Origin of the sequence: Mycobacterium sp. 29Ha, from assembly GCF_032883055.1 — a bacterium.
Taxonomy (GTDB): Bacteria; Actinomycetota; Actinomycetes; order Mycobacteriales; family Mycobacteriaceae; genus Mycobacterium; species Mycobacterium gallinarum.
Genome location: NZ_JAMQTI010000003.1, coordinates 146,123 through 172,844, shown reverse-complemented (window position 1 = coordinate 172,844; position 26,722 = coordinate 146,123). Strand labels below are relative to the sequence as shown.

Annotated in this window: 26 protein-coding genes; 10 read left to right on the top strand and 16 right to left on the bottom strand. The window is 66.6% G+C overall.

Features of this window, described 5'->3' with window-relative positions:
- Position 1: 1 nt before the first annotated feature.
- Genes eccA through M1248_RS05435 form a run of 5 tightly spaced genes read right to left on the bottom strand, consistent with a single transcriptional unit; the run spans position 2 to position 4,001 of the window.
- Complete coding sequence (eccA, locus tag M1248_RS05455; protein ID WP_317147771.1) at positions 2-1,723, bottom strand: type VII secretion AAA-ATPase EccA; 1,722 nt, start codon at positions 1,721-1,723, stop codon at positions 2-4.
- A complete protein-coding gene (locus tag M1248_RS05450) occupies positions 1,716-2,147 on the bottom strand; it encodes a YbaB/EbfC family DNA-binding protein (protein ID WP_163732715.1) in 432 nt (143 codons plus the stop codon). The genes eccA and M1248_RS05450 overlap by 8 nt, the downstream gene beginning before the upstream one ends.
- Positions 2,148-2,159: 12 nt before the next feature.
- Positions 2,160-3,020 carry an ESX secretion-associated protein EspG gene (locus M1248_RS05445; protein ID WP_317147770.1) on the bottom strand — a complete coding sequence of 287 codons (861 nt, stop codon included), beginning with the start codon at positions 3,018-3,020 and terminating at the stop codon, positions 2,160-2,162.
- Positions 3,017-3,337, bottom strand: a complete 321-nt coding sequence (locus tag M1248_RS05440) for an ESX-1 secretion-associated protein (protein WP_163732710.1) — start codon at positions 3,335-3,337, stop codon at positions 3,017-3,019. The genes M1248_RS05445 and M1248_RS05440 overlap by 4 nt, the downstream gene beginning before the upstream one ends.
- Positions 3,324-4,001, bottom strand: coding sequence for an EspA/EspE family type VII secretion system effector (locus tag M1248_RS05435; protein ID WP_163732707.1), 678 nt, complete (start codon positions 3,999-4,001; stop codon positions 3,324-3,326). The genes M1248_RS05440 and M1248_RS05435 overlap by 14 nt, the downstream gene beginning before the upstream one ends.
- 474 nt (positions 4,002-4,475) lie before the next feature.
- On the opposite strand from M1248_RS05435, the gene M1248_RS05430 reads away from it, so the two are divergent.
- A complete protein-coding gene (locus M1248_RS05430) occupies positions 4,476-5,951 on the top strand; it encodes a MinD/ParA family protein (RefSeq protein ID WP_317147769.1) in 1,476 nt (491 codons plus the stop codon).
- A gap of 7 nt (positions 5,952-5,958) precedes the next feature.
- On the opposite strand, the gene M1248_RS05425 is transcribed toward M1248_RS05430, so the two are convergent.
- Positions 5,959-6,678 (bottom strand): transcriptional regulator, encoded by a 720-nt coding sequence (locus tag M1248_RS05425; RefSeq protein WP_163732701.1) that lies wholly within the window; start codon positions 6,676-6,678, stop codon positions 5,959-5,961.
- Between the two features lie 358 nt (positions 6,679-7,036).
- Here M1248_RS05425 and M1248_RS05420 point away from each other — a divergent pair, with 358 nt between their 5' ends.
- Positions 7,037-7,330 carry a WhiB family transcriptional regulator gene (locus tag M1248_RS05420; protein WP_163732699.1) on the top strand — a complete coding sequence of 98 codons (294 nt, stop codon included), beginning with the start codon at positions 7,037-7,039 and terminating at the stop codon, positions 7,328-7,330.
- A gap of 45 nt (positions 7,331-7,375) precedes the next feature.
- On the opposite strand, the gene M1248_RS05415 is transcribed toward M1248_RS05420, so the two are convergent.
- Positions 7,376-8,944, bottom strand: coding sequence for an acyl-CoA carboxylase subunit beta (locus M1248_RS05415; protein WP_317147768.1), 1,569 nt, complete (start codon positions 8,942-8,944; stop codon positions 7,376-7,378).
- A gap of 78 nt (positions 8,945-9,022) precedes the next feature.
- Here M1248_RS05415 and M1248_RS05410 point away from each other — a divergent pair, with 78 nt between their 5' ends.
- Together M1248_RS05410 and M1248_RS05405 are read left to right on the top strand one after the other, a co-directional pair.
- Entirely contained in the window at positions 9,023-9,520 is a 498-nt protein-coding gene (locus tag M1248_RS05410) for a MarR family transcriptional regulator (protein ID WP_317147767.1), read from the top strand.
- A gap of 5 nt (positions 9,521-9,525) precedes the next feature.
- Complete coding sequence (locus tag M1248_RS05405) at positions 9,526-9,936, top strand: DUF5313 domain-containing protein (protein WP_163737983.1); 411 nt, start codon at positions 9,526-9,528, stop codon at positions 9,934-9,936.
- On the opposite strand, the gene M1248_RS05400 is transcribed toward M1248_RS05405, so the two are convergent.
- Positions 9,933-10,175 carry a hypothetical protein gene (locus tag M1248_RS05400; protein ID WP_083127782.1) on the bottom strand — a complete coding sequence of 81 codons (243 nt, stop codon included), beginning with the start codon at positions 10,173-10,175 and terminating at the stop codon, positions 9,933-9,935. The two genes, M1248_RS05405 and M1248_RS05400, sit on opposite strands and share 4 nt — an antisense overlap.
- An 83-nt stretch (positions 10,176-10,258) precedes the next feature.
- Here M1248_RS05400 and M1248_RS05395 point away from each other — a divergent pair, with 83 nt between their 5' ends.
- Positions 10,259-10,687, top strand: a complete 429-nt coding sequence (locus tag M1248_RS05395; RefSeq protein ID WP_317147766.1) for an EVE domain-containing protein — start codon at positions 10,259-10,261, stop codon at positions 10,685-10,687.
- Between the two features lie 334 nt (positions 10,688-11,021).
- Positions 11,022-12,005, top strand: a complete 984-nt coding sequence (locus M1248_RS05390) for a pirin family protein (RefSeq protein ID WP_317147765.1) — start codon at positions 11,022-11,024, stop codon at positions 12,003-12,005.
- Here M1248_RS05390 and M1248_RS05385 read toward each other — a convergent pair.
- Positions 12,002-13,057, bottom strand: a complete 1,056-nt coding sequence (locus tag M1248_RS05385; protein ID WP_317147764.1) for an MBL fold metallo-hydrolase — start codon at positions 13,055-13,057, stop codon at positions 12,002-12,004. The two genes, M1248_RS05390 and M1248_RS05385, sit on opposite strands and share 4 nt — an antisense overlap.
- A 35-nt stretch (positions 13,058-13,092) precedes the next feature.
- Here M1248_RS05385 and M1248_RS05380 point away from each other — a divergent pair, with 35 nt between their 5' ends.
- A complete protein-coding gene (locus M1248_RS05380) occupies positions 13,093-13,389 on the top strand; it encodes a GNAT family N-acetyltransferase (protein ID WP_163732681.1) in 297 nt (98 codons plus the stop codon).
- Positions 13,390-13,417: 28 nt separating this feature from the next.
- Entirely contained in the window at positions 13,418-14,266 is an 849-nt protein-coding gene (locus M1248_RS05375; RefSeq protein ID WP_317147763.1) for an acyl-CoA thioesterase domain-containing protein, read from the top strand.
- 4 nt (positions 14,267-14,270) lie between these two features.
- Here the strand turns inward: M1248_RS05375 and M1248_RS05370 are convergent, their stop codons facing one another.
- From M1248_RS05370 to M1248_RS05350, 5 genes are all read right to left on the bottom strand, one after another.
- Positions 14,271-16,088, bottom strand: coding sequence for a serine/threonine-protein kinase PknH/PknJ (locus M1248_RS05370; protein ID WP_317147762.1), 1,818 nt, complete (start codon positions 16,086-16,088; stop codon positions 14,271-14,273).
- 108 nt (positions 16,089-16,196) lie between these two features.
- Positions 16,197-17,159 (bottom strand): ferritin-like domain-containing protein, encoded by a 963-nt coding sequence (locus M1248_RS05365; protein WP_163732674.1) that lies wholly within the window; start codon positions 17,157-17,159, stop codon positions 16,197-16,199.
- 118 nt (positions 17,160-17,277) lie between these two features.
- A complete protein-coding gene (locus M1248_RS05360) occupies positions 17,278-17,757 on the bottom strand; it encodes a nitroreductase family deazaflavin-dependent oxidoreductase (protein WP_163732671.1) in 480 nt (159 codons plus the stop codon).
- Positions 17,758-17,764: 7 nt separating this feature from the next.
- The gene (locus M1248_RS05355) at positions 17,765-18,262 is read right to left on the bottom strand and encodes a pyridoxamine 5'-phosphate oxidase family protein (protein ID WP_163732668.1); all 498 of its coding nucleotides are present in this window, start codon (positions 18,260-18,262) and stop codon (positions 17,765-17,767) included.
- A 12-nt stretch (positions 18,263-18,274) separates the two neighbouring features.
- On the bottom strand, positions 18,275-20,527 hold the full coding sequence (locus tag M1248_RS05350) for a molybdopterin-dependent oxidoreductase (protein ID WP_317147761.1): 2,253 nt from the start codon (positions 20,525-20,527) through the stop codon (positions 18,275-18,277).
- A gap of 137 nt (positions 20,528-20,664) precedes the next feature.
- Between M1248_RS05350 and M1248_RS05345 the strand changes: the two genes are divergently transcribed.
- Positions 20,665-21,252, top strand: a complete 588-nt coding sequence (locus M1248_RS05345; protein WP_317147760.1) for a TetR/AcrR family transcriptional regulator — start codon at positions 20,665-20,667, stop codon at positions 21,250-21,252.
- A 331-nt stretch (positions 21,253-21,583) separates the two neighbouring features.
- On the opposite strand, the gene M1248_RS05340 is transcribed toward M1248_RS05345, so the two are convergent.
- Both M1248_RS05340 and M1248_RS05335 read right to left on the bottom strand, forming a co-directional pair.
- A complete protein-coding gene (locus tag M1248_RS05340; protein ID WP_317147759.1) occupies positions 21,584-23,359 on the bottom strand; it encodes a hypothetical protein in 1,776 nt (591 codons plus the stop codon).
- A complete protein-coding gene (locus M1248_RS05335; protein ID WP_317147758.1) occupies positions 23,356-24,132 on the bottom strand; it encodes a hypothetical protein in 777 nt (258 codons plus the stop codon). The genes M1248_RS05340 and M1248_RS05335 overlap by 4 nt, the downstream gene beginning before the upstream one ends.
- A 1,662-nt stretch (positions 24,133-25,794) precedes the next feature.
- Between M1248_RS05335 and M1248_RS05330 the strand changes: the two genes are divergently transcribed.
- Positions 25,795-26,619 carry a hypothetical protein gene (locus M1248_RS05330; RefSeq protein WP_317147757.1) on the top strand — a complete coding sequence of 275 codons (825 nt, stop codon included), beginning with the start codon at positions 25,795-25,797 and terminating at the stop codon, positions 26,617-26,619.
- Positions 26,620-26,722: the final 103 nt, after the last annotated feature.

Below are 26,722 nucleotides of genomic sequence, written 5' to 3'. Positions count from 1 at the left end.
CTTACTCGCCGATGCTCAATCGGGCGTGCACAGCGGCGATGGCGGCCGCCATGTCATCGCCGCTGATCTGGCTCAGCTCGTCGACCCCGAGGCTCTCGAAGTCCAACGACCGGGCCAGGCGCATGTCGCGGTTCTGCTCACCGGCCTCGACCAGCTGGCGGGCGTAACGACCGTTGCCCGCGATGTCCAGCGCCGGCTTCCCGTTGAGCGCCCGCTGACTCAGTAGCGTCGCGGCTTCGAGCACCCGCTTGGCGGCCTCGTCGTCGAGGCTCGAATCATTGTTCTGGGCAATCACTTTCGCGATTTCCACGATCTCACTCGGCAGATAGGAGTCGAACTCGATTCGTGTCGCGAAGCGTGAACGTAAGCCGTCGTTGGATTCGAGCAGCCGGTCGATGTCGTTGCTGTATCCGGCGATGATCACGACCAGCCGGTCTCGGTCGTTCTCCATGCGGGCAAGCAGCGTGTCCAGCGCTTCGGTGCCGAACGGGTCCGCCCGGCCGTCGCGCTCTTGCACGAGCGTGTACGCCTCGTCGATGAACAGCACGCCGCCGATGGCGCGGTCGATGGTGCGGCTGGTCTTCACCGCGGACTGACCCTCGTACTCGGCGACGAAATCCTTGCGTGAGGACTCGACCAGCTTCGGTTCGCCGATGACGCCGAGCCCCGCCAGGATGTTGGCCACCACCCGGGCGATGGTCGTCTTACCGGTACCGGGCGGGCCCGCGAAGATCATGTGCTTGGAAGCCTGCGCGACCTTCATGCCGCGGGCCGCCCGGATCCTGGCCATTTGCGTTGCCGCGCGATACGCCTCGATCTGTTCCTTGACGCGGGTGAGCCCGATCTGCCGGTCCAACTCGGCTTCTGCGTCGGCGAGCAGCTTCTCGCGGCCCGAATTGTCCGCCTCGACGCTGGACGCGTCCCACGGATCCTTGCGCGCAGCGATCTTCTCGGCGGTGGTGGTCTCCAGCCGGAAGTTCGGATCCTTGAGCGCCGCGGCGACTTTCGGCTCGGGGTGGGTTGCCTGCAGCCACTCGAGCAGTCCTATTGCCGACTCTTCGTTGCCCTGTCCGCGTCGCGTCATCGCCAGGTACCACGCAATGGCGGGCGCACATGCCTCACCGGCAGGAGACGAATTCGACTCGGTCAGACGTCGTTCGGCCTCGGTGAACAGACCCAAGTTCGCCGCGGCCACGCCGTGGGCGACACCGGCGGCGGCCGCGAGGAATTTGTCCGGCCAGGCACCGGCACCCTTGACCTCGTCGATGACGTGGGTCCAGCGTCCGGCGGCGCCGTAGATCACCGCCTTCACCCAGGACACCAAATGCTCCGCACCGTTTGACGGAACGTCTTCCAGCGCCTCTATGGCGTCGGCGAAGTTGCCGACCGCAGCCTCGTGGACGGCGAAGCCCATCGTGATGGCCAATGGCGAGTTGACCGGGTAGGTGATGTCGCCGAACTGGCCGCCGATCGGCACGCGGGCGTTGATGCTGTTCATCGAGATCTCGGCGGATCCGGCCAACTGCCCGAAGTTCGCGCGTGAGTACCAGGCGCGGAACAGCGTCACGCGGTCGGCGTCACCGCAGCGGATCCGTCCCACCCATGCGTCGCAAGCGGTTTCGTCCATCGCGGTGATCTCGGAGAAGATCTCGAACGATCGCGCGGGTGAGCTGGGCAGCATCCCGACCGCGCTGCTGAAGAGGTTAATTAGGTGTTCAGTCATCGTCGCCCCCGTACCGGGTCGCGAAGATCTGCGCCCGTGCCGCTCTTGCTTCCTCGGGCGACGGCAGGCCCAGGTCGCGGGTGAGGAAGTCGCGGGTCGCCGCATCGTCGTTGCCCTGCCCGCGCATGCCCTCGAGCATCAACGAGTACTGGGCCGACTTCGCTTCCTGCGTGGCAAGGCCCGCGATGACGACGATTTCGTCGGCGAGCTCGGGTTCGGTCATATCGGTGGTCCTCGAAGACAATTCGATCTGCTTGACGCGGCCATCCATGTACGTCGTGACGGTCACGGAGCCCGGTGGATTGGTCACGGTGAAGATCGGCACCGGTACGGCGTCGTCCTCGCCGTGGTCAGGACGGGAGAAATCGAGCGCGTCCAGGTCGTCGCGCTCGTCGGGATCGTATGGCTGATGCTCAGCCGCCATGTGGTGCTTTCCTCACTGCGCTTCGGCTCCACCGGCTTGGTCGGTCGAGGTCTGGTCGAACCACTTACCGGAGGGCAGGAATCCGATCAAACCGTCGAGCGCGCGCGCAAGGTTCTCCGTCGTGCCCGGCAGAAAGCTGCCGTACAGCTCGCCGTTCACGCGACGCGGTATCGACACGATTCGGCCCTGCCGGGAATCGAGCACCCCGGCCGCGACATCGGCCTGTGTGAACGTGCCACCGGGGTGGCGTTCGACCGCGGTGATCTCGACCCAGCTCTCCGGGTTCGCGATGATGTCGGCGTAGGCACGCGCCGACGTGGGTGCGATGCCGTACTTCAGCAACTGGTTCGCGTCACGGCATTCGCCCAGCTGACTCGCGACACCGGTCAACGGTTCGACATCGGCGGGGTTCGCTGCCCCGAGGACCGTGGTCACCATGCCCGCCAGGCCGACCTGAGGGGCGACGCGCTGCAAGACGATCATGTCGCCGTCGCGCGCCGCGATGACATGTCGATCTCCCTTGCGGCACACCACGAAACGGATCATCTTGCCGCCGACGTCGCGACGCCACCAGCGTCCCTCCAGGGTCCGATCGGACCGACTGAGCGTGTCGACCATGGCCGCCACCTCGGGGTGGGGTCGGCCGAACACGTCCAGCACACCCTGCGCAGTCAGGTCACGCGCGACCTGCTCCCAGACGATTTCGCGCAGTTCGGGCTGAGGGATGTTGAGCCGGATGCCCAGCGCCGTCGGAAACTCCGAGTGCCCAAGGCGATCGGCGATGACGAGCATCCCGTCGATCGTCACCTCGACGCCGACCACGTCGTCGATGTGCGTGGCATCGGGATGCGCCGCCTGCGCATTGCGGCTCATCGTGGCTCCACCTGCCCATCCAGCACGCGGCCCATCGCGTCGTCGGCGTGGTCGTAGCGCCGAGCGGCTTCGTGCAATTTGTGCCCGAGGTCGTCGGAGATCGCGGCGATCTTCATGCCCGCGGCGCGACGCGCCGCGACGATGTCGCTGACGGCGCCCGCGGTCGCCGACGCGATGACGCCGTGGGTGGATCGCACCGCGGCGTCCACGCCGTCGACGAGAATGGCCGCGGATCTGGTTTCTGCGGCGGCCCGCACCTGTCGGCCGGCGAGTTCGTCAAGGTGCGCCGTTGTCACGCGCACGTCATCCCCCGACATGGACCCCTTCTCCGAACTCGGTTTCTTGCGGATGCACGCTATCGAGCATCGGAGCCGCGAGCCCAGTCGGCGCCGGCCCGGCATCGTCGGCGACTCCGGCGTATCGGCCGACCGCCTGGGAAAGCTCTGCGGCGTTGGCCGACACGTCGGAGTGCAAGTCCTGCAGCGCCTGAGCGCTGGTGAGAAGCGCGCCCGAGAGTGCAGTGGACTCGAGGGCCAGCCTGGCGGCCTCGCCGTAGCGCGGGATGAACTGCAGGGGGAGGGAAGCGTGGCTCGTCTTGGCGAGAATGTCCGACTGGTCGTCAAGAGTGTCCCGACGCAGCTTGATTTGAACGGCTTCGCGGACCAGAACGGAGAAGACGGCCTGATCGGCATCGGCCATCGTTTCGGTTCGCACTTGTTGCCGGGTGTTCTGGTCGGCGTAGGCGCGCGCTGCGGCGCTGTCCCACCGATCGTCGGCGGCCGCCGACCCTAGCGTCTGGCCGGCCATGCTGAATTTTTTGCGTCCCTTGTCGAACTGCGCGCCGTCGTCGGGCTCACCCTCGCCGGTCGTCGACCTCATGCCCGCGATGATCACCTGGCCGAAATCCAGGAGGTCCGAGCCGACCGCATGGCGCAGCGATGTGTCGGGCGTGTCAGCGGACGCCTGCTTGCCGGGCGTCACTGGCCACCAACCACCGACCATTTGCCACGAACCACACGCATGCCATTCGACCCCTTCTGCCATCCCCTGCGCTGGGTGAAGCGTACCAGCGGTCCGGGGGCGCCGATGTCACCAATTTCTGGCTCGGCGACGGCTTGCACGGGGGCCCTCTCAGACCCGTTCAGCAATGGTTGCACAGTGGATAGCAGCATCTCCAGACAGTTCTGACGCGTCATGGCGAACCGGCAACCCGCTTGGAACGGAGTCCGAACTCTGCCGGTGTCCGGGGCCGGACACGACTCGTCGACGCCGGCCCGATGCGTACCCGACGGCGCCTCCGGACACCGCCGCATGGGGATCGCTGAGCGGATAGTCGGATTTGCTAGCCGCGTCAATAAATCCGGTCGTCGACGCGTCTTCGCTGCAAATCGCGGATTGGTTGATACTTGGAAGGGGCCGCCACACGCATGACACGACATTCCGAGGAGACGCTCAGTGACCGACCGCGATGACGAATTGCGGAGAAAGCTCGGATGGACCGGTCCCGAAGACACCGATTTCGAACCGTCAGCCGACCCGGAACCGACACCACCGTCACGGCCGGCCGCCCCACCCGCGTGGGGGGCGGCGGCGCCGCGCCCTCCCGTCGACTACATCCCTCCATCGTCACCGTCCGACACCAGGAACACCGAGGAGGAGAGCCTCTGGAAGACGACGGAAGTCAGCCGGGCACCGCTCGCGCCGACGGCAGAGGCGAGCGCACCCCCACATTTCAGAGAGCCCGAGCGGCCAGGCGGCAATTTCCGTCAACCCGATCCCCGGTACGGCCCGCCGCCGGGAACGCCACGCGAGACGGGGCCTCTGCCGCCCACCCGCGGCGACACCGCGCCGTGGAACACGCAGCCCCCGCAGCCGGATCGTCAGCCGCCGCACGGCCCACGGCCGCCGGCCCCTGGCGGTCCGCCCGGGCCGCAGTGGACTCCCGGCTACGGCCACGCAACGCCAGGAGCGCAGGCGCCGAGCGGTTCATACGCGGACCGGATCCGCGCCGACGAGCTCGTGCCGCAGCGGCGCACCCCGCCGGGCGGCGGGTGGCGTCTGGCGCTGTACAAGGCCACATTCGGTCTGGTGAACCTCGGCCAGAGCCCCGATGAGATCCGCCAAGCCCAACTCGAGGCCAAGGTCAGGTCGGGACTGCGCGGCCACTTCAAGGTCGGCGTGATGGGCAAGGGCGGCGTCGGGAAGACGACGGTGTCGGCCAGCATCGGATCGGTCTTCGCCGAACTGCGCCAGGACGACCGCGTGGTGGCCATCGACGCCGACACCGCGTTCGGCAAGCTCGGCAGCCGCGTCGACCCCCGGGCGCAGGGCTCCTATTGGGAGCTGGCGGCCGACCAACACCTGGAGACCTTCGCCGACGTCCGCAGCCGCATCGGCAACAACGCAGCGGGGCTGTTCGTCCTCGCCGGCGAGGGAACGCCCGCGCGTCGACGGGTCCTGGATCCGGCAATCTACCGAGAGGCGACCTCGCGGCTCGACCGGTACTTCACCATCTCGATCGTCGATTGCAGCTCCACCATGGACACCCCGGTCACCCAGGAGGTGCTGCGGGACCTCGACGCGTTGGTCGTGGTCTCATCGCCGTGGGTCGACGGTGCGGCGGCGGCCGGCCAGACACTGGACTGGCTGGCGGCCCGCGGGCTCAACAGTCTGCTGCAGCGCACGGTGATCGTTCTCAACGACTCCGACGGGCACGCCGACAAGCGGACGCGTTCGATTCTGGCGCAACAGTTCTCGAGTCAGGGACAGCGGGTTGTCGAGGTGCCCTTCGACGGGCATCTGCGGCCGGGCGGCGTGATCGACCGCACGGGCGAGATGTCACCGGCGACGAGGCGGCGCTTCATCGAGATCGCCGCGGCACTGGCCGACTTCTACCCCACCCACGACGACCGAAACCGCGAACGCTACTGACGCTGCCTCACAGCTGTTCGATCAACGATTCGATTTCCTGGACGGCCGCCGCTGACACGGGCTCTTCCGCCTCCGCGGCTATCACGTCCTCTTCGGAAACCCCTGCCGCTTGGGCAGTTTCGAAGATGGTCAGGTTCGCGCCGCGCCGCGCGGCGTACAGCCGCTGGCCGACGGTGGCTTGCGGCGCGCGGGCGGCCCGGAGCATGAGTTCGTCGTAGCGGGTGCGCACCGCGCTCAACGCCTTGATCAATGCCGGTGACACCTTGCTGATGCGGGCCGCCCGAGCGGCGACGGCCTCGAGCTGACGCAAGTCCGCGAGTATCTTCGTCGCGCGGGGCGTGAACTCCGGATCGTCGACGGGTGGCAGGGCCTCAACCGCGGTGGCGAAGGTGTTGACCGCAGTGACGAGAGCCTGTGCAATCAAGGGAATGTCGTCGCCGGTGTCGGCGCGTGTCTCGACGCGCGGCTCGGCCGCGGCAGGCTCGCCCCGCCGCAGCCGCGCGATGGTCCCCGGCGGCCATTGCAGCACCTCTTCAAGCTTTGCTCGAGTGCGTTCGCGCGGCCAGCTGCGGCCCTTCTCGAACGCGATGAGCGCGCCGGCGTTGATGATCCCGTCGGTCGCCAGGCTGCGCTGGCTGATGTCGAGTTCGCGACGACGGGCCGCCGCGGCCGCACCGGCACGCCGCATCCCCTCGTCGAGCACCTCGATCGACTCCGGGTCGGTCATCAACGGGCATTCCTCGAGAACTCACGGGGCGGAGCGGCGACGCAATCCTATCGGCCGCCGGACGCACCGCTACGACTTGGGGCCGCGTGGTGCGCGTGGATCTGTGGCAAAGCTATGTCTTCAAGACCACCCGCACCGCCCTGCCGCTACGGTTTTGCGACGGTCCGGTCCAGCGATCGTAACGTGTTTCTACGCTGATCAGATCGTGTTCTGCAAGGCGGGCGCGCATCGCTCCGCGGGCGCCAAACACCGCGCCAACAACCTAGTCGTAGCGCTAACTGTTGCATCGCTACGGTTTCTACGCTAGCTTGGCGACATCGCGGTGCAGCAGCCGCAGAGCGGACAAGGAGGGGTTCGGATGAACTCAACACACTGGGACGAGACACCCGTCGGCGCCTGCACGCGGGACCCCGAGCGGTGGACGACGTCAGCCGACGAAGAGGCGAAGGCGATCTGCAGGGCATGCCCCAGACGCTGGCTCTGCGCCCGTGAAGCGTGCGAGCTGCCGCGGGCAGAAGGTCTGTGGGCGGGCATCGTCATTCCCGAGAGCGGGCGCGGCCGGACGTTTGCCCTGCGCCAGCTGAAGTCACTCGCCGAGCGCAACGGAGAAGTGGTGCGGCCCCGCCGCTATTACTACGCGGAGATCGCCTGACCGCTGATCTCCCGCTGCCGCGTTCGTGGGGTCGGCAGGGGGCGATCACCAGGTGTCGACGAAACGTCGATCCGTCCGGCGCGGTTCATGCATGGTGGCGGCGTTCAGCGTGTCGATGATGAGCCTGCGAGTGTCAGCCGGGTCGATGACGTCGTCGATCTCGAAGAGCTGAGCGGCGTTGAGCGCCTTGGCATTCTCCTGGGCCGCCGCGGTGGCCTGGCGCACCCGTGCTTCTCGTTCCTCTTCGTCGGCGATCGCCTCGAGTTCCTTGCGGAGCCCCAACCGGACCGCACCTTCGAGGCCCATCGGCCCGAGATGTGCTCCCGCCCAAGCCATTGTGAGCACCGGTTCGTGCAGGCTGCCGCCCAGCATCGCCTGAGCGCCGAGGCCATAGCCGCGGCGCAGCACGACGGCCACGAGGGGCACGCTCAGCGCGGCCCCGGCGACCAGCATGCGCGACGCACGGCGCACCAGCGCTTCGGCCTCGGCCGCCGGGCCCACCATGTAGCCCGGGCAGTCGATCAACGAGACGACGGGCAGTCCGAACGCATCGCACAGTTGCAGGAAGCGCGCTGCCTTGTCCGATGCGGCTGCCGTGATGGCGCCGGCCATCACCATGCTGTTGTTCGCTACGACACCCACCGCTCGACCGTTGATGCGTGCCAACGCCGTGACCATCTCGGCGGCGAAGCGTGGCCGAAGGAACGTCACCGACCCTTCGTCGGCCAGCGTCTCGATGACCGGCGCCACTGGAAACGCGCGACGGGCCCGCTCGGGAACCATTGTGCGCAAGGCTGTTTGGTCGCTCTCGGCACCCGGCGCCGTCGCGCCCTGGAAGTAGGAGAGCAGGCGTTTGGTCACGGCCACGGCTTCGGCCTCGTCGGCGACGACGACATCGACCACGCCGTTTGGCTCCTGCATGCTGATCGGGCCGACCTCGTCGGGGTGGACGTCGCCGAGTCCACCGCCCGCGATCATCGCCGGCCCGCCCATTCCCAGCGAGGTGTCCTCGGTGGCGACGATCAGGTCCGAGCTGCCCGCGATGACGGCGTTGCCCGCGAAGCAGCGGCCCTTGACGACCGCGATGCGCGGCACCAGACCCGACAGCGCCGCCCACAGCTTGAATGCGCGGGCGTCGAGCGCGGAGACGGTCGGGTAGTCGGTGTCACCGGGACGCCCGCCGCCGCCCTCGGCGAAGAAGACGGTAGGTAGCCGCATGCGCGCGATGAGTTCGAAGAGGCGGTCCTTCTTGCGGTGGCCCAGCGCGCCTTGGGTACCCGCGAGAACCGTGTAGTCATACGACAGCACGGCGCAGGCGGCGCGCTCGGCGCCGAATAGGTCGCCGTTGATGCGGGCCGTGCCCGCCACGAGTCCGTCGCCGGGGGTGCGGGCGATCAGGTCGGCGACGTCACGACGGTGGCGCTGGGCGGCGATCGCGAAGCGGCCGTATTCGACGAACGAGTCCGCGTCGACGAGGTCGGCGATGTTTTCCCTGGCGGTGCGGCCGTTGCGGGCGCGCCTGCGCTCGACGGCGTCCGGGCGTGCAGCGTCCTCGGTCAGGGCGCGGCGCTGCAACAACTCCGCATGGTCGGCGCGGATCGGCTCGTCAGACATGGCGTGGTGATGCTAACAAGCTGTGATATGTCGCACCCGATTAGTTAGTGGCCTATCTAATAGGCGTATGGTGGGGGCATGACGGTCGTCGACGCAGACATCGATCCCCTGGCCCTCGAACGGCAGGTGTGCTTCGCGCTGGCCGTGACCAACCGCGCGGTGCTGGCCGTGTACCGCCCGCTGCTCGAACCGCTGGGCCTCACCCATCCGCAGTACCTCGTGATGCTCGCCCTGTGGGACAACCACAAGTCCGATGCCGATCGGCCGATGTCGGTCAAGGCGATTGCCACTGCGCTACAACTGGATTCGGCGACCCTCTCACCGATGCTGAAGCGGCTGGAAGCGCTGGGGTTGATCACCCGCACGCGCAGCGCGGCCGATGAACGCGCGACCGACGTCGGCCTGACAAAAGCGGGGATTCAGCTGCGCCGGCGAGCCCTGAAGATTCCGCCGGCGGTCGTGGAGCGGCTCGGGGTCGGGCTCGACGAGCTCGAGCGGCTGCACGACGTACTGACCCGGGTCAACGCCGCGGCGCTGGCGGCGGGCGCGCTCGACGAAGGGAAGGAATCCCGATGACCCCGATGAAGAAGCCTGGCCCTCTGCAGTACATCGCGTACTGCTACGGGAAGCGGCTGCCGGACTCCATGCGCGAGTGGGTGGCTCACGATCTCGCCGACCACGGCGCAGTCCGCCGACACATGATCCGCATGGCGATCCCGCCGCTGCTGGTGCTCGGTCCGTTCTGGCTGCTGCCCGCTTCGCTGTATGTGCATATGGAGATGACGGCGCCGATCTACATCTGGGCGATCCTGATGTCGCTGGCGCTGAACAAGGTGTGGCGCAGACACCGGCTCGCGCAGCACAATCTGGACCCCAACCTCGTCGACCAGATCAAGCGCAAGAGGGACGCCGCCATGCACGAGGCCTACGCCCGCAAGTACGGGCCGCGCCCGGAAGAGGCACGCTGGCAGTCCAACAGCAGCCCGTTCTAGGCGTACAGCGCCTCGACAGCGCGGGTAGCGGTGGCCAGATCGACGTTCATCTCTTCCCGGTAGGCCTTGATGGCACCGATCTTGTTCCCGGCCGCGACCAGTTCGCGGACACGAGGCGGCGCTTCGTTACGGGCGATCGCCGCAGGGTTGGGCATCGGCACGCCCGTCTGCTCGTAGAGGTGCTTGACAAGCTGCTCGAGTACGCCGAGGCGCTCGTAGATGTCGTTGGTCGTGGTCACCGGCACAGTGTGTCACCGCAGTTATCCACAGGCAGCGCAAACCAGTACCGGATCTGTCAGCACCCGCACTTAGCGTGCAAGTCATGACGAACTGGATAAACACGGTCAGCCGTGGCCACGTCGAGCGCGGGGTGCGCGGGCGCTTCACGCAGGCCAATCACGGCAGGCCGCACATGTTGCGCAAGGTGGCACGCGGCGACTGGATCATCTTCTACTCGCCGAAGACGGACTATCCGGAGGGCGATCCACTGCAGGCCTTCACCGCGATCGGGCAAGTCGTCGACGACGAGCCGTATCAAACCGAAGTGACGCCGGACCTCCAGCCGTGGCGCCGCAACGTCGACTTCCTCGAATGCACCGAGATCCCCATCCGGCCCCTGCTCGAAAAGCTCAACTTCATCGAGGACACCTCGCGGTGGGGCTACAAGTTCCGAGCAGGGGTGTTCACCATCGACGATCACGACTTCGCGGTGCTCCGATCGGCGATGACCAGCCCGAATGGCCTCGGCTGACGCCCTCGACAAAAATCTCGGTTTGATGACGTCGCTGCCGGGTACATACAGGTAGCAATTGGGGGACGCTGTTCGGACGACTGCTTCGCTGGTCGTGCGCGCGACGGGGGTCCCGGACCGGGAGAAGGACGATATGGGCACCAGCGCCGACATAAGTAGTGGACGTTTCACCATTTGTCCGGCATGCGGATACCCGAGCGCCGGCCTGTGCGCCCCCTGCAGCCAGATAGGTTCGGCCATCCAGATCGGTCTGCACCGCACTGTTCCTGTTGTGACGCAAGCCAATCCAGCTGCCTAACTGGGCAACGGTTGAGGTGCGGCCTACTCTGGTCTGGTGAGCAACACCGACCCGGCCCCCGCCGAAGTCGCCTGTGCGCCATCGCCATTCACCGGAGTACTCCATTCGCGCGAGGTTCCGCTCGGTGGACCGCGCGCGATCCGGGTCCGGCGCACCCTCCCGCAGCGCGAACGCTCGCTCATCGGTGCGTGGTGCTTCGCCGACCATTACGGTCCGCACGACCTCCGCGGGAATCCCAGGGGGACCGACATGGACGTTCCTCCGCATCCGCACACCGGGCTGCAGACCGTCAGCTGGCTGTTCACCGGCGAGATCGAGCACCGGGATAGCGCAGGCGTGCACGCGATCGTGCGGCCCGGTGAGCTGAACCTGATGACCGCGGGCGCAGGCATCTGCCACTCCGAGGTCTCGGTGATCTCGGGGCCGGCGTCCACCGTCCTGCACGGGGTACAACTGTGGGTCGCGCTGCCTGATGCGGATCGCGACACCGACCGCGACTTCGCGCACTACGCCCCGCCGCCGCAGTCCCTCGGCGACAGCACCATACGGGTCTTCCTCGGCGAGCTCGCCGACGCGCGCTCACCCGTGCACACCTTCACGCCGCTGCTCGGCGCGCAACTCGACCTCGACCCCGGCGCCGAGCTCACGCTGGACGTCGACCGCACCTTTGAACACGGCGTGCTGCTCGACCAGGGCAGCGTCGACGTCGCCGGGACCACACTGGACGTCGCAGACCTCGCGTTCCAGGCTGCCGGCTGCGACCAGCTGAGCATCGTCAACCGTGGCAGCGGGCCTGCCCGCGTCCTATTGCTCGGCGGCACACCGTTTCCCGAGCAGCTGGTCATGTGGTGGAACTTCGTCGGCCGGAGCCACGACGACATCGCGACCTACCGCCGGCAGTGGCAGGACCACGACAACCGCTTCGGTTCCGTCGTGGGCTACACCGGCGCGACCACCCGGCTGCCGGCTCCTCCCTTACCGCACGCGACGCTGCGGCCGCGGCCGAACCAGGCGCTCTAAGCCGCGGCAAACGTGAATGCGGTGCCCACCGCGTTGGGCACGAACGCGTCGGGCAGCACCGCCGCCAGCCGGTGCTGGGCCTTCCATCCCGTGCAGTGCGCGGGCACCAGGGTGTCGGGGCTCAACTCCAGAAACGCATCGACGGTCGGTTCGATGATCGGCTCGAAGACCTTGCCCGTGAGGTGGAACCCGCCGAGCAGCGCATGCAGACGGTCTACCCCCGTCAGCCGAAGGGCGTGCCGCGCGATGTTCACCGCGCCCGCATGCCCGCAGCCGGTGAGAACGACCAGCCCCTTGCCACGGACGTTCACCACCAGCGCCTGCTCGTCCAGTAGCAGCGGGTCGGGCTCCCAGCGGCCGTCGCGCCACGCCTCGTGGTTGGGCAGTCCGCGCTCGAACTCCGTCGTGCGGTCGACCTCGCCGGTGATCAGCACCGAGCCGTCCAACAGCAGCGACGGCTGCCGCCGCTCGATCACCTCGAAACCCTCGGCCTCGATCGCCGCGCGGCTCAGCGTCGGCAGCTCCATCGGCGTTGCGTTCGGCAGCGCGAACCGGCGCCTGCTGAACACCAGGGGATGCACGGCCAGCGGCAACCCGCTTCGACCACGCAGCCGGACCAACCCGGGAAATCCTCCGTCGTGATCGGGATGGCCGTGACTGAGCACAACGACCTCGATGGCCGACGCATCCAGACCCATGCGTTCGAAGTTGGTCGCCATACCATCCGGCGAGATACCGGTGTCGAAAAGCACTGTGTGTGTTCGGTTCCCGCGGCGCGTCGTCACCAGCGCGGAGAAGCCGTGCTCGGCGATCAGTCCCGGCGAGGCCTTGCCGCCCTCGAACTGCGGCGCCTCGACCGGGGGCACGGTTCCCATCCCCCTGCGACGGGCCGGCCCGACGTCGCCCATCAGCGCGTCGTAGCTGTTGTCCACCAGCGTGGTGATGGTGATCTCGTCGACCGGTTCGAGCGTGATCGGATCAACCGCCGTGCCCTCCGCCTGCCGCGGTGTGGACGCCAACGCCTCTGCGGCGGTGCCGCCTTCATCACACATGACTCCATCTTGCGCCCTCCGGGTATAGAGGAGGCATGGCAACCGACAAGACCGGCGCGACGACCACCGTCAACAAGGAGGCCGACCGCTTCACCATTTCGGTGGACGGCACCGTGGCCGGTTTCACCGAGATCTCCGACAGCGACGGCCAGCGCACGTTCCCGCATACCGAGGTGGACGACGCATTCCAAGGCCGCGGCCTGGCGTCCATCCTGATCGGCGAGGCGCTGCAGCAGACCAAGGATGAAGGCCTGCGGATCGTGCCGGTGTGCTCAATGGTTCGGTCGTACGTCGAGAAGCACCCCGAGTTCGACGACGTGGTCGACGCCTAGCCAACCAGGGCCGATATCGTCAGATCCGATGACGACTCAGGACAGTGCTGCCGACACAGCGCAGCGCGGCGGCACCCCGACGGCGTTCTTCACCCTCGACGGTGACCGGTTCGTCCCGGCGTCGATCGCACGCGGACCGTGGGGTCAGACGATCAGCGGCAACTACCTCGGCGGGCTGCTCGGCCACGTTCTCGAACGCGATGCGGGCGAACCGGATCTCCAGCCGGCACGCCTGACCGTCGACCTGTTCCGTCCCGCGGCGCTCGCACCCGTGCGCGTTGAAACCAGCGTGGCGCGGCAGGGACGGCGCCTGAAGTTGGTCGACGCCGTCGTCACCCAGGGCGAGACCGTTGTCGCCCGCGCCACCGGATTGTTCCTGCGCCGTGGCGAACAACCGGCGGACGAAATCTGGAGCTCGCCGGTGAACATGCCGCCGATCCCGCCGACACCCGACCCGATTCCGCGCGGGCTGACCACGCTGGTGTGGACCTACGGCAAGGAAGACCACACGCCCGGGCCCGGCTTCGGTCTGTCCGCGTGGGAACACGCCGGCCCGAAGTACATCTGGGTACGCGACATCCGCCCACTCGTCGCAGGCGAACCGCTCACCGCGTTCACCCGCGCCGCGATGGCCGGCGACATGGCGAGCTCGCTAACCCATTACGGCGCACAAGGTTTGCAGTTCATCAACGCCGACTACACGTTGACGCTGAGCCGGCTACCCGAAGGTCCGTACCTCGGCCTGGCCGCGCTGACCCACTACAGCCACGCCGGGGTGGCGACCGGCGTCGCCACCCTCGTCGACGAATCCGGTCCGATCGGCAGCGCCACGGCGACGGCGCTCTCGAACCCCGGCTTCAATCCGCCGCATCCGTAGCCGCCTACTTGATCTTGTCGGCGATGGCGCTGGCAATCGACAACCCTGAGCTTCCGACCGTTGGTGAGCAAGCGCGCACGTCGACAATGACATTGGCGCGCAACGCCATATTGCGTTCGCACTGCTGCCCCGCCGTCGCCGACGTAGTCGGAGTGAGCTTCATCGTCATGACGCCCGCGGTGGTCGACGGCGCGCCGAGATCGGCCTCCGTCGACGCGCCCTGGTACTCGAACCTGATGTGACTGTCCTTGCAGGCGTTCCAGTCGGCGGCCTGCCGGTCGTAGAACATCTTGGCGGCGTTGGCATCTGGGAAGGCCGTGACCGCCTGCACCAGCTTGTGCGTCGGATCTGAGAACACGCCCTGGATCACCATGGACGTGAAGCCGGATCCGTCGTAGGTGGCTTGATAGGCGGGGCCCCACGCCCCGGTGCAGTTGGGTGGTGTGACCGAGCCGGCGAGCGGTGCGTATTCCGTTGGCATCGCGGTCATTCCGGGCTTGTTCATCCGCCCGCTGACGTCGTTGGCCGATAAAAGAAGTCCGGGCAGCGCGTCGTCGGGGATGTTGGCCTGCGCGGGGGGAGCCGGGGCGGGTTCCGACGTCGCCGGAGCACGTGAAGTGGTGGTGCGCGCCGCCGTTGTCTCCGTAGAGGCTGCCGTCGACCCGGAATCGTCGCCGCCGGAGAGGGCCAGGACGAGCACCACGATCACCGCGATGGCTGCCGCGGCCGCCGCGCCAATGCCCAATATGCGTCCCTTACCCCCGAACCTGTCGGGGCGCCCCTGCGGCACGACTGACGGAGGGGCGCTTGGCTGTGGTTGGGGCCGGTAGGCCTGCTGGCCCCCTGGGAAACTCGGCCCGGTGAGCTGAGCATTGGGCCGTACGGCGGGACGGGCGTAGGGCGGTGGTCCCGTCGGCGGCGCCGCCCGCGGCGGGTCCGGCCACGGCCGAGGCGCCTGCCTCGTCGGGGCCGGACGCAGCGCGACCGTCTGCTCGTCGATCGCTCGTTCGGCGGCGGCGGCGAAGTCACGCGCCGACTGATAGCGGTCATCGGGGTTCTTGGCCATAGCCCTGGCGATCACGTGGTCGATGGCCGCAGGCAGCGCAGGCACCAGATCGGTGGCGCGCGGGGGCGGGTCGTTCAAGTGCGCGGCCATCGTCGCCGCCATGCCTCCGGAATTGCCGAACGGCGAGCGCTGGGTGAGAAGGTCGAACAACGAGCAGCCGAGTGAATAGATGTCGGCGCGGCCGTCGACCGTGTAGCCCGAGAGACTTTCCGGCGCGGCGTAGGCAATGGTGGCCACGACCATGCCCGTGGCGGTCAGGTTCGTCGCGTCGTCGAGTGCGCGGGCGATTCCGAAGTCCGCCAGGAAGACTCGCTCGTCGTCGGAGGAGAGCAGAAAGTTGGCCGGCTTGACGTCCCGGTGCAGCAGCTGACGACGGTGCGCATAATCGAGTGCCTTGGCGACCTCGCCCACGATGTGGACGGCGCGCGGCGGCGTCATCCGGCGTGCGCGGGTTTCCTTCTCCGCGTCGCTGCCGTCGACGTACTGCATCGCGATCCAGAGCTGGCCGTCCTCGGTCTCACCCCGGGTGTAGACGGTGACGATGTTGGGGTGATCGAGCGTCGCCGCCAGATCGGCCTCGCGGAGGAACCGGGCGCGGAAATGGTCGTCTCGAGACAAGCCCTCGGAGAGCACCTTCAGCGCGTCGCTGCGGGGCAGGGCGGGGTTTCGGGCCTTGTAGACCGTGCCCATTCCGCCCGCACCCAGTACCGCCTCGATGGTGTAGCCGGCCACCGTCATGCCCGGACTCAACGCCACACTGCCCCCTCATCTCGACCTCGTCTGTCCTAGCATGCCGTGCTGGGCAGCGCGAACACCCCGCGACTTCTCAGTCGCGGGGTGTCCGGTTGAGCGATGGATCGTCGGCTAGCTCAGGCCGACAACCTCCTGCGCGATCTCGGCAACGCGCGTCTGCGCTGCCGACACCAGCTTCTGACGGTTCTTGTTCATTTCCTCGTAGGCGATGATCGTCCGGATGTCAGACGGTGCCTCGAGGTCCTTCACAGCGGCGACGGCCTCGTTGAGGTTCAGCTCGTCGTAATCGGCGATCGGCAGCTCCTCGGCATCGAGAATGCCGCCCGCGGCGCGCGCGTTGTGCAGCGCGTCGGCGGTCTTCTCTGCGCCTTCGTCACGGACCACGGCCTCGGCGCTCTGCAGCGCCGCGTCACGCGAGGCACCGATCGCCTTGAGCGCGACCTCACCGGCGCGCTGCGCGCGACGGACCAGGTCGTCGACGGCCGGGCCGGTGGAACGCACCAGCTCGGCGACGCGCTCGGCGGATTGTGCCGACCACTGACCGGGGAGATTCACGATCTTCACGGCGGTGCCCGCAGCCGCTTGCAGCGGCGTGCGACGCAGGGCCGCCGGCCCGCCGAGAGCGTCCTCGGCCAGCACCGTGGTGAGCCAGTTGACCGTCGCCGAGTGCGCAGTGATCAAGCGATCGGCAAGGGCCTGGACGTCGGTGTTCTTGGCCGAGACCGCGAGCGCCTTGATGTAGCGCGAACGGTCCAGCAGCTGATCCTCCAACGCGAGATCGCCGAGTAACGCCTCGTCGAACGGCTGGGCCTGCTCGGTGAGCGCCTTCACCGCGGCGGCGGCGCGACCGAGGAACGGGCCGATGGTGTCGGGAAATCCGCCGAGGTCACGAATGGCCTTCTCGATGGCCTCCGCGCGGATACGGCCGTTGTTGGCGTTCTTGGTCAGCTCATCACGGACAGCGTCGGTTCGTGCCTGCGCGATCCGGGTCTCGGCGACCTGAATTTCGGTATGAGTGAGGTCGAGAACGGTTCGTAGTTGGTTGATCAATGTCGTTTCAGTGGCATTAGCCATCAGTAATCGCCCCTTAAGCGTTGACGGTTTTGGTCGGCGCTGGGGTGCACCTGCCGGTTGGCTACCCGACACTCCGGGCTAGCCAACATTCAGGACTGTGAGATAGATCGCATCAGGCTCAGCGGGGCTTGAGCACGATCACGGGGATATCGCGGTCGGCCCAGCTCTGGTACGTGTCGAAGTCGGCGTAGGCATCGACCAGCTTCGGCCAGAGCCTCGCCTTTTCTTCCGGCGACGCGGTCTCGGCGCGCACGGCGCGGCGATCGGTGCCGATCTCGATATAGGCGTCCGGGATCGCCACCAGATTGTGGTACCACTGCGGGTGGGTGTCGCTACCACCCTTCGACGCCACCACGATCACGTCCTGACCGTCCTCGATGAACACCAGCGGCGAGACGAACGTCTTGCCGGATTTGCGGCCGGTGTGCTCGAGCAGCAACGTGGGCACCGGTTTCTTCAGCCCCGCACCGATGCGCCAGTTGGCGCCGATCTTCCCGCCAGACTTCCGGTACACCCACACATGCGCCTTGCCGGCATACTTCATCACCTTCGTGACGAGCGGCGAATTCAGTTGTGCCGGTTTCTTGTTCGGGTCCATCTCTCCCCTAAAGATACTGGGCGGTGCTGCCGCCGACGGGCATGTCGCCCATGCCGAGCTTGCGGTGATCCCAACTGCGCATCCGGCCGGGTACCACTCGCACGCAGATCCGGTTGTTCATCATCTGGTCGACGAACGGACGCATCTCGTCGGTGTACGGACCGGTATAGCGCTCCCACACGCTGATGCCAACGCGCAGATTGGTTTCCGGATCATCGATGATTTCCGCGGTGCCGTCGATCGACACCCCGCGGAGCGTGGTGTAACTCTGCCCGTCCTCGATCATGACGGTGATCGTCGGGTCGCGTCGCAGGTTGACCGCCTTCTGCGACTTGGCCTTCGTCTCGAACCAGATCTCTCCGTCGAGCACGGCGTACCACATCGCCACCAGATGCGGCCGTCCGTTGGGGAGCACGGTCGCCATCGTCGCGGTGCGGCTGCGCTCGATGAACTCGGCGATCTCCTCGTCGCTCATGACGATTTTTGAACGTTCGTTCTTGCCCACGCGTCGATACTTTCAGGTCGCCGCTGCGGTCACCGTCACCGGGATGCCGTTCAGCGCCCCGTTGCCCGACGGCTCATCGACGAAGTTCGGTGGGGACAGGACATTGGTGTTCACGCCTGGGGAATCGTTGGCGATCGACATCCGGGTGCCCGACTTGCCGTGGCCCCAGCCATGCGGCATCGAGACCACGCCCGGCATGATCGCGGCGGTCACCTCGATGGGCACCTCGATGCTGCCTCCCTCCGATGTCACCGTGACCACGTCGCCGGTCACGACACCGTGCTTTACAGCGTCATCGGTGTGCATCAGCAGCGTGCACCGGTCTTTGCCCTTCATCAGCGGACCGACGTTGTGCAGCCAGGAGTTGTTGGATCGCAGATGACGTCGGCTCACGAGCACCAGCTCGTCGGGCGCGCGGTCGAGACGCCGGGCCAGACGGGGCAGGTCGTCGAGCAGATACTGCGGCGCCAGCCGGATCTTCTTGTCGGCGGTCCCCAGGATGTCGGGGACCTGCGGCACCATCGGGCCGAAGTTGATGCCGTTGGGTTCGGCTTTCAACCTTTCCAGCGTCAGGCCGTCTGGGTTTTCGCCGTACCTGTCACCGAACGGGCCGGTGCGCAGGGTGAGGTCCAGGATGCGTTCGGGGCCGCCGTGTTTGTAGTGCTTGCGGATCTCCGCGCCGTCAAGGCCCTGGGTGAACGCCATGTAGTCGAAGAAGCCGTCGTCGATCGCGGCGACGTCGACGTCCTCGGCGGGCACGCCGGTGCACAGCCCGGTGAGCCTGACCAGGATTTCCCACTCGTGGGGGCGGTCCGGTTGGTCGGGCTCGAAGACCGGCGCCGAGTAGTTGGCGATGCTGTTGACCGCGAAGTTGAGGATCAGGTCGTCGTGGTGGGGCTGCTCCAGCGGCGACAGGCCGGGCAGGATGACGTCGGCGTGCCGTGTCGTTTCGTTCAGCCACAGGTCGACTGAGATCATCGCGTCCAGTTGCGGCAACACCTCATCGAGTTTGTGGCCGGCCGGAGTGGACAGCACCGGATTGCCTGCGACCGTGATGAGGGCCTTGATCTGCCCCTCCCCCGGCGTCGCGATCTCCTCGGCCAGGCACGACACCGGTACCTGTCCCAATACCTCTTTGGCGCCGCGCACGCGGGTGCGAAAGCGGCCGAATTCGGCGGCGCCGTCTTCGAGGCCGGGGATCGGCTGCACGGTCACCGACCACGCGGTGGCGCGCGGGAACATCGAGCCGCCCGGCTTGTCGAAGTGTCCGGTGAGGATGTTGACGACGTCGACGAGCCAGCTGGCCAGGCTGCCGAATTCCTGGTTGCACGTCCCGATTCGGCCGTACACGACGGCTCGTTCGGTGCTGACGAGCTCGCGCGCGAGCTCCCTGATGCGCTGCGCCTCGATGCCTGTGACACCGGCGACCCGCTCCGGGGACCAGTCCGCGGCAACCTCCCGCAACTGGTCGAGTCCGTCGATGTGAGGCGCGAGGTCTCCGAGGGCGACCAGGTCTTCGTCGAACAGCGTGTGGGTGACACCCATCAGCAACGCGGCGTCGGTACCAGGTGTGATCGGCAGCCACTCGCTGGCCCGCGCAGCGGTCTGGGTGCGGACGGGGTCGATCACAATCACCTTGCCGCGCTTGCGAATTCCGTCGATGATGCCCATGACGTCGGGTGCGGCCAGCAGCGAGCCCTGGGAGGCGGCCGGGTTGGCGCCCATCACCACCAGCAGATCGGTGCGCTCGATGTCGGGCACCGGGAACGTCCACCATCCCCCGTACATCAGGTGCGACGAGAGGTTCTTCGGCCACTGGTCGACGGTTCCGGGCGAGTAGGACAGCGGAATGCCCGACATGCCGAGCAGCACGCCGGTGTAGCGGCCGAGGGAGAACGAGTGCGCGAGCGGGTTTCCGGTGTAGCAGGTCACCGCGCCGATGCCGTGCTTCTCGATCACCGGTGCGAGCAGCTCGGTGCAGCGGCGGAAGGCGGCGTCCCAGCTGACCTCCTGCCACTGGCCGTCGACTTTGATCATCGGCCGGCGGATCCGGTCGGGGTCGTGGTGGACCACGCCCAGGCTGGCGCCCTTGGGGCAGATGTGGCCGCGGCTCCAGACGTCGTCGCGGTTGCCGCGGATGCCGGCGACCTGCCCGTTTTCAACCTGAATCTCCAAGCCGCACATGGCTTCACACAGCGGGCAGGTGTACAGATGTCGGCCGTCCTCGCCGGTACCCGCCAGCAGGTTCTTTTGTCCGGTGGTCACATTCGCCCTCCGCTGCTTCCGCCGAACGTGGGTTACCCGCACACCTAAGGGCTGGAATGCGTGCGGGTAACCCACGTTCGCCACGGTCTTGTTGTGACACACTGTAACGACAAACGGGTGAAGGCAGGGCGCGATTCATGGAGACCGTCGAACGCCGCCACCGGCGTCAAGGTTCACGCCGCGACCCGTCGATCGACGCGGCGGTGCTCGCCGCGACCCGGCGCCTGCTCGTCGACCGCGGCTATACGGCGACGACCATCGACCTGATCGCCTCCACGGCGCAGGTGAGCCGTCCGGCCGTGTACCGGCGGTGGAGTTCCAAGGCGCAGCTCGTGCACGAAGCGCTGTTTCCCGACCTCGGGCCCGAACCTCCCGCGGACGACTTCGTCGCCGAGATCACCCGGCTGTGCCGCGGGGCCCTGGCCATGTACGAGGATCCGGCCGTACGTGAGGCACTTCCCGGTCTGCTCAACGACTTACGGTCCGACCGCAGGATGCGCCGCGTCATCAGCGACCGCCTGGAGGCCGCGGCCCGCAACCAGCTGGCCGGCCGGATCGACGCCGCGGTCGCCGAGGGAACGGCCCGCCCCGGGATCGACGCCGACACCGTCATGGACGTCATCGCCGGCGGTGCCTGGTACGCCGTCTGCGTGCGTCACGTCAACGACATCGATGCCGCAGCGGCAGCGCTCAGCGAGCTGGTCCTGCGCGGAGTGCTCGTCTGAGTCGGTTCAAGAATTGTGTGTGGTTCGCAGTTGCTGGTGAGGCGGCATTCTCGGACGTCCGTTCCACCGCTTTTCCGTGAAAATTCCACAGTCTTTCCAGCGCTTGGGGCTCAGATGTGGGGGTACCTAGACCCGATTGTGCTCATCTGTGGCAGCCAACACGCGCAAACCGTCGCGCCGTGGGCTGAGCATGATTTCTTGCTGCTCAGTGGCGGTGAGTGTATGTGCCTGATCGAGAACCACGAATTTCCACAGCCTTTCGCTGGCCAAGAGCTCAAGAGGCGGGCTGGACCGTTGTGGTCCAGCCCGCCTTTTGTCTGTGTAGGGGTTGTCAGCTACGCCGGGGCATCGGGGTGGGTGGGTGGCCCAGGTCGGCAGCGAGTTGGCGTAGCCGGATGTCGATGGCCTCTGTGCGGAGCCGCTTGGGGTCGTGATTCTGTTGGGCCCGGATATTGGCAGCAGCCGCGGCGAGTGCGATGGCGATCTTGACCATCGGTGTTCTCCGTGGTCCTGTGGTCATCACGTCAAGACCGCCGACATGGCGGGATTTGAGTTGGCTGAATCGTTGTTCGGTGAGCGCTCGGGCGGCCTCAAAGTACAGGGTGTGCTCCCACGAGCCGGGGATCAGGTCCCATTGGGCCATCCTGAGCTGGTCGGGGGTGAGGTAGACGGTGATGCTGGAATTGCTGCAGCACGCCATGTCCTCAGCAGACCAGTCCGGTTCGGCCATCGGCAGGCCGAGGACTTCAGTGTGTAGCGACTCGGGCCGTAGCGGGCACATGACGGTGCCCAACGCGGCGGGGCAGACCTGTCGGATCTTGACCCGCTTCGCGGGTTTGTGGTTCAGGCGTGGCCGGCCGAACCGGCACTCGGCCATCGCTGGTCGCGAGTGCAGCCCCATCAGGAAGGGGTAGATGGCCTGCAGAGCCCGATCATGGGCCCCGAACCCGTCCCGGCTCAGCATTTCTGTGGTGCTCGGGGTGCGATGATCTTCGATCCGCTTGTTAACCGCCGGGCAGTAAAACGCGCCGGCGTGCTGCACGGGTCCAGGTGGGGGGCCGTCCGGGGCGCCCGGCGGCAAAGCGCTGGGCTGCTTAACTTGCCAGTGCTTCGGGTAGCGCACGACCGGTGAATAGCCGGTGGTGAGCATGAGCTCGGCGAATCCCTTTTTAGGGTTGTATCCCATGTCTGCGGTTAATAGGGGTCGGCGGGTGCGGCCACCAATTCGTCGGCAGTCCACACCGGTGCGGCGCGCGTGCGCCAATGCCGTTGCTAGCCCTTCGACGCTGCCGCTGGTTGGTGTGTGCACATCCATGCCGATAAACAAGGCGGGTTCGGCATGCAAGGCATCACGTCGGGCGATCCGGGAGACGAAGGTGGCACCGATTCCGAATCCGCTGGATTTCTTGTCACCGCCCCCTTGCTTGTTGACCTGGTTACGTTTGTCACGCGCCCAGTAGCCCGAGGCCGACGACGCGCCGCGGTAGCGGTCCGATCGGCTTCCCAGCATGCCGTCGGGTCCAGCGGTGTTAATGATCGTCTCGTCCACGACCACATCGCCTTCGCAGCCCGCTGGCGCCTCGATATAGATCGATCCGTACAACAGATCGTTGATTACCGTGGTCAGCCGCTGGTTAGCTAACTGGCTGCGAGTGCGGTCTTCCTCGGAGCGGGCCAGCAAGCGGGCCGTGTGTTCAGCGTTGGTCGTGCGCTGGGCCCGTTGGTCGAAGTCGGGATCCAGCGTAGCCAGGCGGGTGGCCCAGAACCTGTGGAGGCGCTTGTACTCGGCGCCAGCGTTGCCATGGATGGTCCGGCAGTCCTGGCCCTCCATACCGACAGCCGCCAGGTGGTCGGGGGTGAATTCTGCGATGGTGTCCATCGCGCCGCGCAGACTGTACGGCCGTCCCGCCAGGAAACGCACCAGCAGCGCCACCAAGATTGCGGTGCTCGTGTATACGATGCCTGAAGGTGTGCGGCCACCGCCGTGGACTGATTCGCGGTGATAGTGCTCGATGATTTGTGCTGCAGCCGATTTCACGATGACGGCGTGTGCGGTGGTGAAGAATTCATCGGTGATGGTGTACATCTGCTGGCGGGGTCGGATCATCGGTGGGCCTCTTCCAGAATTGTGATGGCGTGTCGGAGTTTGTAGTGCTGGATCCGGGCGCGTTCGTCGGCCAGGATCCGCAATTCGCAGAGGTCGGCGAGCTGTTGGAGCAGCACTGCGGGAACTTTTTCGGCCATATCGAGGATCCAGCGGTTACGGAGCGCGTTGGCATCAATGCTGGCGTGACCGTGATCGCGGAGCTGCTCACTCACCCGGTTCACGACATTGCGTTCAGCGACCGTGGCGTGGGGCGCCAACACCAACTTGTCTCCCAAAGTGGCCGCGATACCCAGCAGGCGTGCACCGATGTCGGGATCGAGTACCGGGACTTGTCGAACGCCGACACCGAGATTGGGCAGCGACACCACGGGGATCGCCCGACCGCCCACCACACTGCTCGAGATCGCCGTGGCGCGCAGCGTGCGCAGATCCGCCGGACGCGCCCCAGCCCCGTAACTTAGATCGAGCAGGGCCTGGGCTCGCTGACCGAGTCGGGCGGGCAGTCTTGGTATGACCGTCTGCAGCCGCCGTATGTCGGCGTGGTTGGCCACCGGATGACGTGGACTGATCGGTGCCCGCTTGATCAACCCAGCGGGGAACTGGTGTGGGTGCAGCCGGCGCCCCACGGTGTAGAGGACCCAGCGGCGTTGCTCCAGGGAGCGTTGGCTGCGGCTGAGTGTTGCTGCCAAGTGCTCATCGACACTGGCTTTGGTGAAGGCCCGCACCGGGTCCACCACGCCGTCGAATGAGGACCACACCAAGAACCGGGCCACATGGCCGACCGTTTTGCGGTCCTGCTCAGCGGTGGTAAACGGCACCTGACAGCGCAGCCGCGCTGCCGCCTCAACGGCCGCCCGGCCAACCTCGGCATTGTCTGCGCCAACCCTCTGACCCAGCAATGCTGCTAGCCGGTCATTCTCCGAGGGAGGCAGCGCCGGCAACTCCCGCACCGAATCCCGAGCAACCGTATAGGCACTTCGTTGAGTTGCGTCTGCATCCAACGTGCTCCGAGAGCTCACTTCAGCACATCGAGGTGCGGAGCCGGCGATCGTCATCTTCTTCTTAAACCGCGCCATCAGCGGCCGCCGCCGACTGCTGGCGCGGCGCACCGTCGCCTCCAATGCAGGTGAGCCGTCTGCCGGGTCTTGCCGCGCACAGTGCGGGTACGTGCACCACACCTGACCTGCAGTGGCTCGGGGCGCAGGGCCGGTGGCGCTACACGCTGAGACAACTCGCGGGACGTGGATCGTTGACAACGTCTTTCAAACACGGTGGAATACACCTATCCCTCCTTGAGGGGTGTGAGAGAGCGTGAAGACTCTTGAAGTGAATGCTGAAAGCCGGGTGACAGCCCGGCTTTTCGGCATTTAAGCCCGGTCTGAGGTGGACCGGGGTGAATGATTCGCGTGACGCCGCGATCAGCGATTACGCACTACGTAAGGCGACCTCCTCGGTGTTCATGCGGCCCGTCGGCAGATTCCGGCGAGTCCGCGTGGGTTAGTCCGGCAGCAAGTAGCCGTTCGCCGGCTTGCGAGAGGGTCAGATCCTGTGACTTGGCGTACTCGTAGACGATGTTCGCCAGAGCCGGTGTGAGACTGAACTCCACACGCACACGCTCACGCGAGCCCATCACTGGTCTGGCCACGGAGTACCCCCTCATCGGGATGGTTTTCCCCGGATGAAGCCGAGGACTCCCGGCAAGGTACCGCGAACCTCAATGGGCAATCCGCATTAGTTGCGACGGTGTGTCCACGTCGAGATCAACTGCTCAACAACATATTTCAGGAACTCCGGAGTGCTTACAGAGCGCGCTGGCGCTGGTGCGTTCAGCCGCGGAGGCCACACCGGACCGTCGATCGTATCGCGGCGAGCGACGCGCTCGACAGGACGACGAGAACGCGATGACTGACCGACTCCCCCATGGCGGCAGGGCAGGGACATTGACATGCCACCGGACTTCTAGCGGCGACTCTGCGAGTTTCCAGTAACACTGAGACACACACCCTTAGGTTCGCGGTAGCGACCAATTGCGTTTGATGACAAAATATTTCGACCGTACGTATCGGTCAGCAGGTTTCCCGATGCCTGTCTTGGTGCGCTGGCATGACTATCTCCGAACCACCGCGCGCCGCACATTGGACACCTCAAGAAGGACGCCGCTGCGCTTCCGGCTGACGAGCCAACTTCTTGGCCGGCCTGGCCCCTGCCCCTTAGACAACGTCGCCTGAACCCTTTGCCGGCGTAGGAATCCCTGCGATCGGCGCGGGTTACCGACCAGCGAAACTGTGATCTGTTTCAAGGTGATTGACGCTCCCGCCGTACGCAGCTCACTACCGCCCACCTCCTATAATGTGATCTGAGTCACGCTCTGCGTGTACGGTGAAGCGAGTAAATCGCGCGCCGCCACCGCGCGTGTCATGCCACCCTGGACGCCAATGAACGATGCCCTCGACCACCCCCCAAACAACGGCGATCAAGACCTTGATGACCACGCCCGCGGCCAAACTCATGCGCGATATCGCACGTACCTGGCCGAGGTACTCGGCCGCAGCGGCGTCGGCGATCCCATTATGGTGGCCGACGTCGCGCTAAATGCGCTGACCCAGTGGCGCGACATCAACACCGGTGGACTGTGCAGGTGCTCGTGCCATCCGCAGCTGCCCGATCACGCCCGGCATGACTTCGGCTTCGACTGCTACTGCACCCGCCCGCCCGATCAACAACGCGACGCCTTTCGTCAGGTCCTCAACGAGCTCGACGAGTACTGGCAGACCCCGGCCGGCCTGCAGTCTCGCGCGGCGACCGCTGCTGCCGAGCAGGAGCTGCACGCCTGGCTGGACCAACATCCGGGCGTGAGCGTGCACAGCCACGGCGGTTGCGCGCCTGAGCAATGGGAAGGCGAAGTCGACGGGCACACCTTCTATTACCGCGAACGCGGCGGTGACTGGGACCTTGAGATCGATCTACGCCCCACCGGACAATTCGTCCGTGTGGTCGACGGCCGCAATGATGACGGCACCGCCCGATACCGCCAACAGGCCACCGAGCAAGGCGACACCATCGCCACCGGCACCTTCGACGCCGCGGACTACGCAACCACCCCCGCACAGCGGGCCGAATTCATCGTCGCCACCATCCGCGATTACCTCACCCGAAAATCGTGCACGCACCATGTCGACAAGCTCGGCAGCATCAGGGAAGTTATCGGAACTTCCGTGCAGTGGTGTCCTACCTGCGGGGCCCGCCTGCCAGGGAGGTGACGGGCACCCGAGTTTCCAGGCGGCCCAGAGCCGGCCGAGGACGAGGGCGATTTACACGACCCGCGGCCACACGGTGACCGATTCGTCGACGCGGCACTGGGCG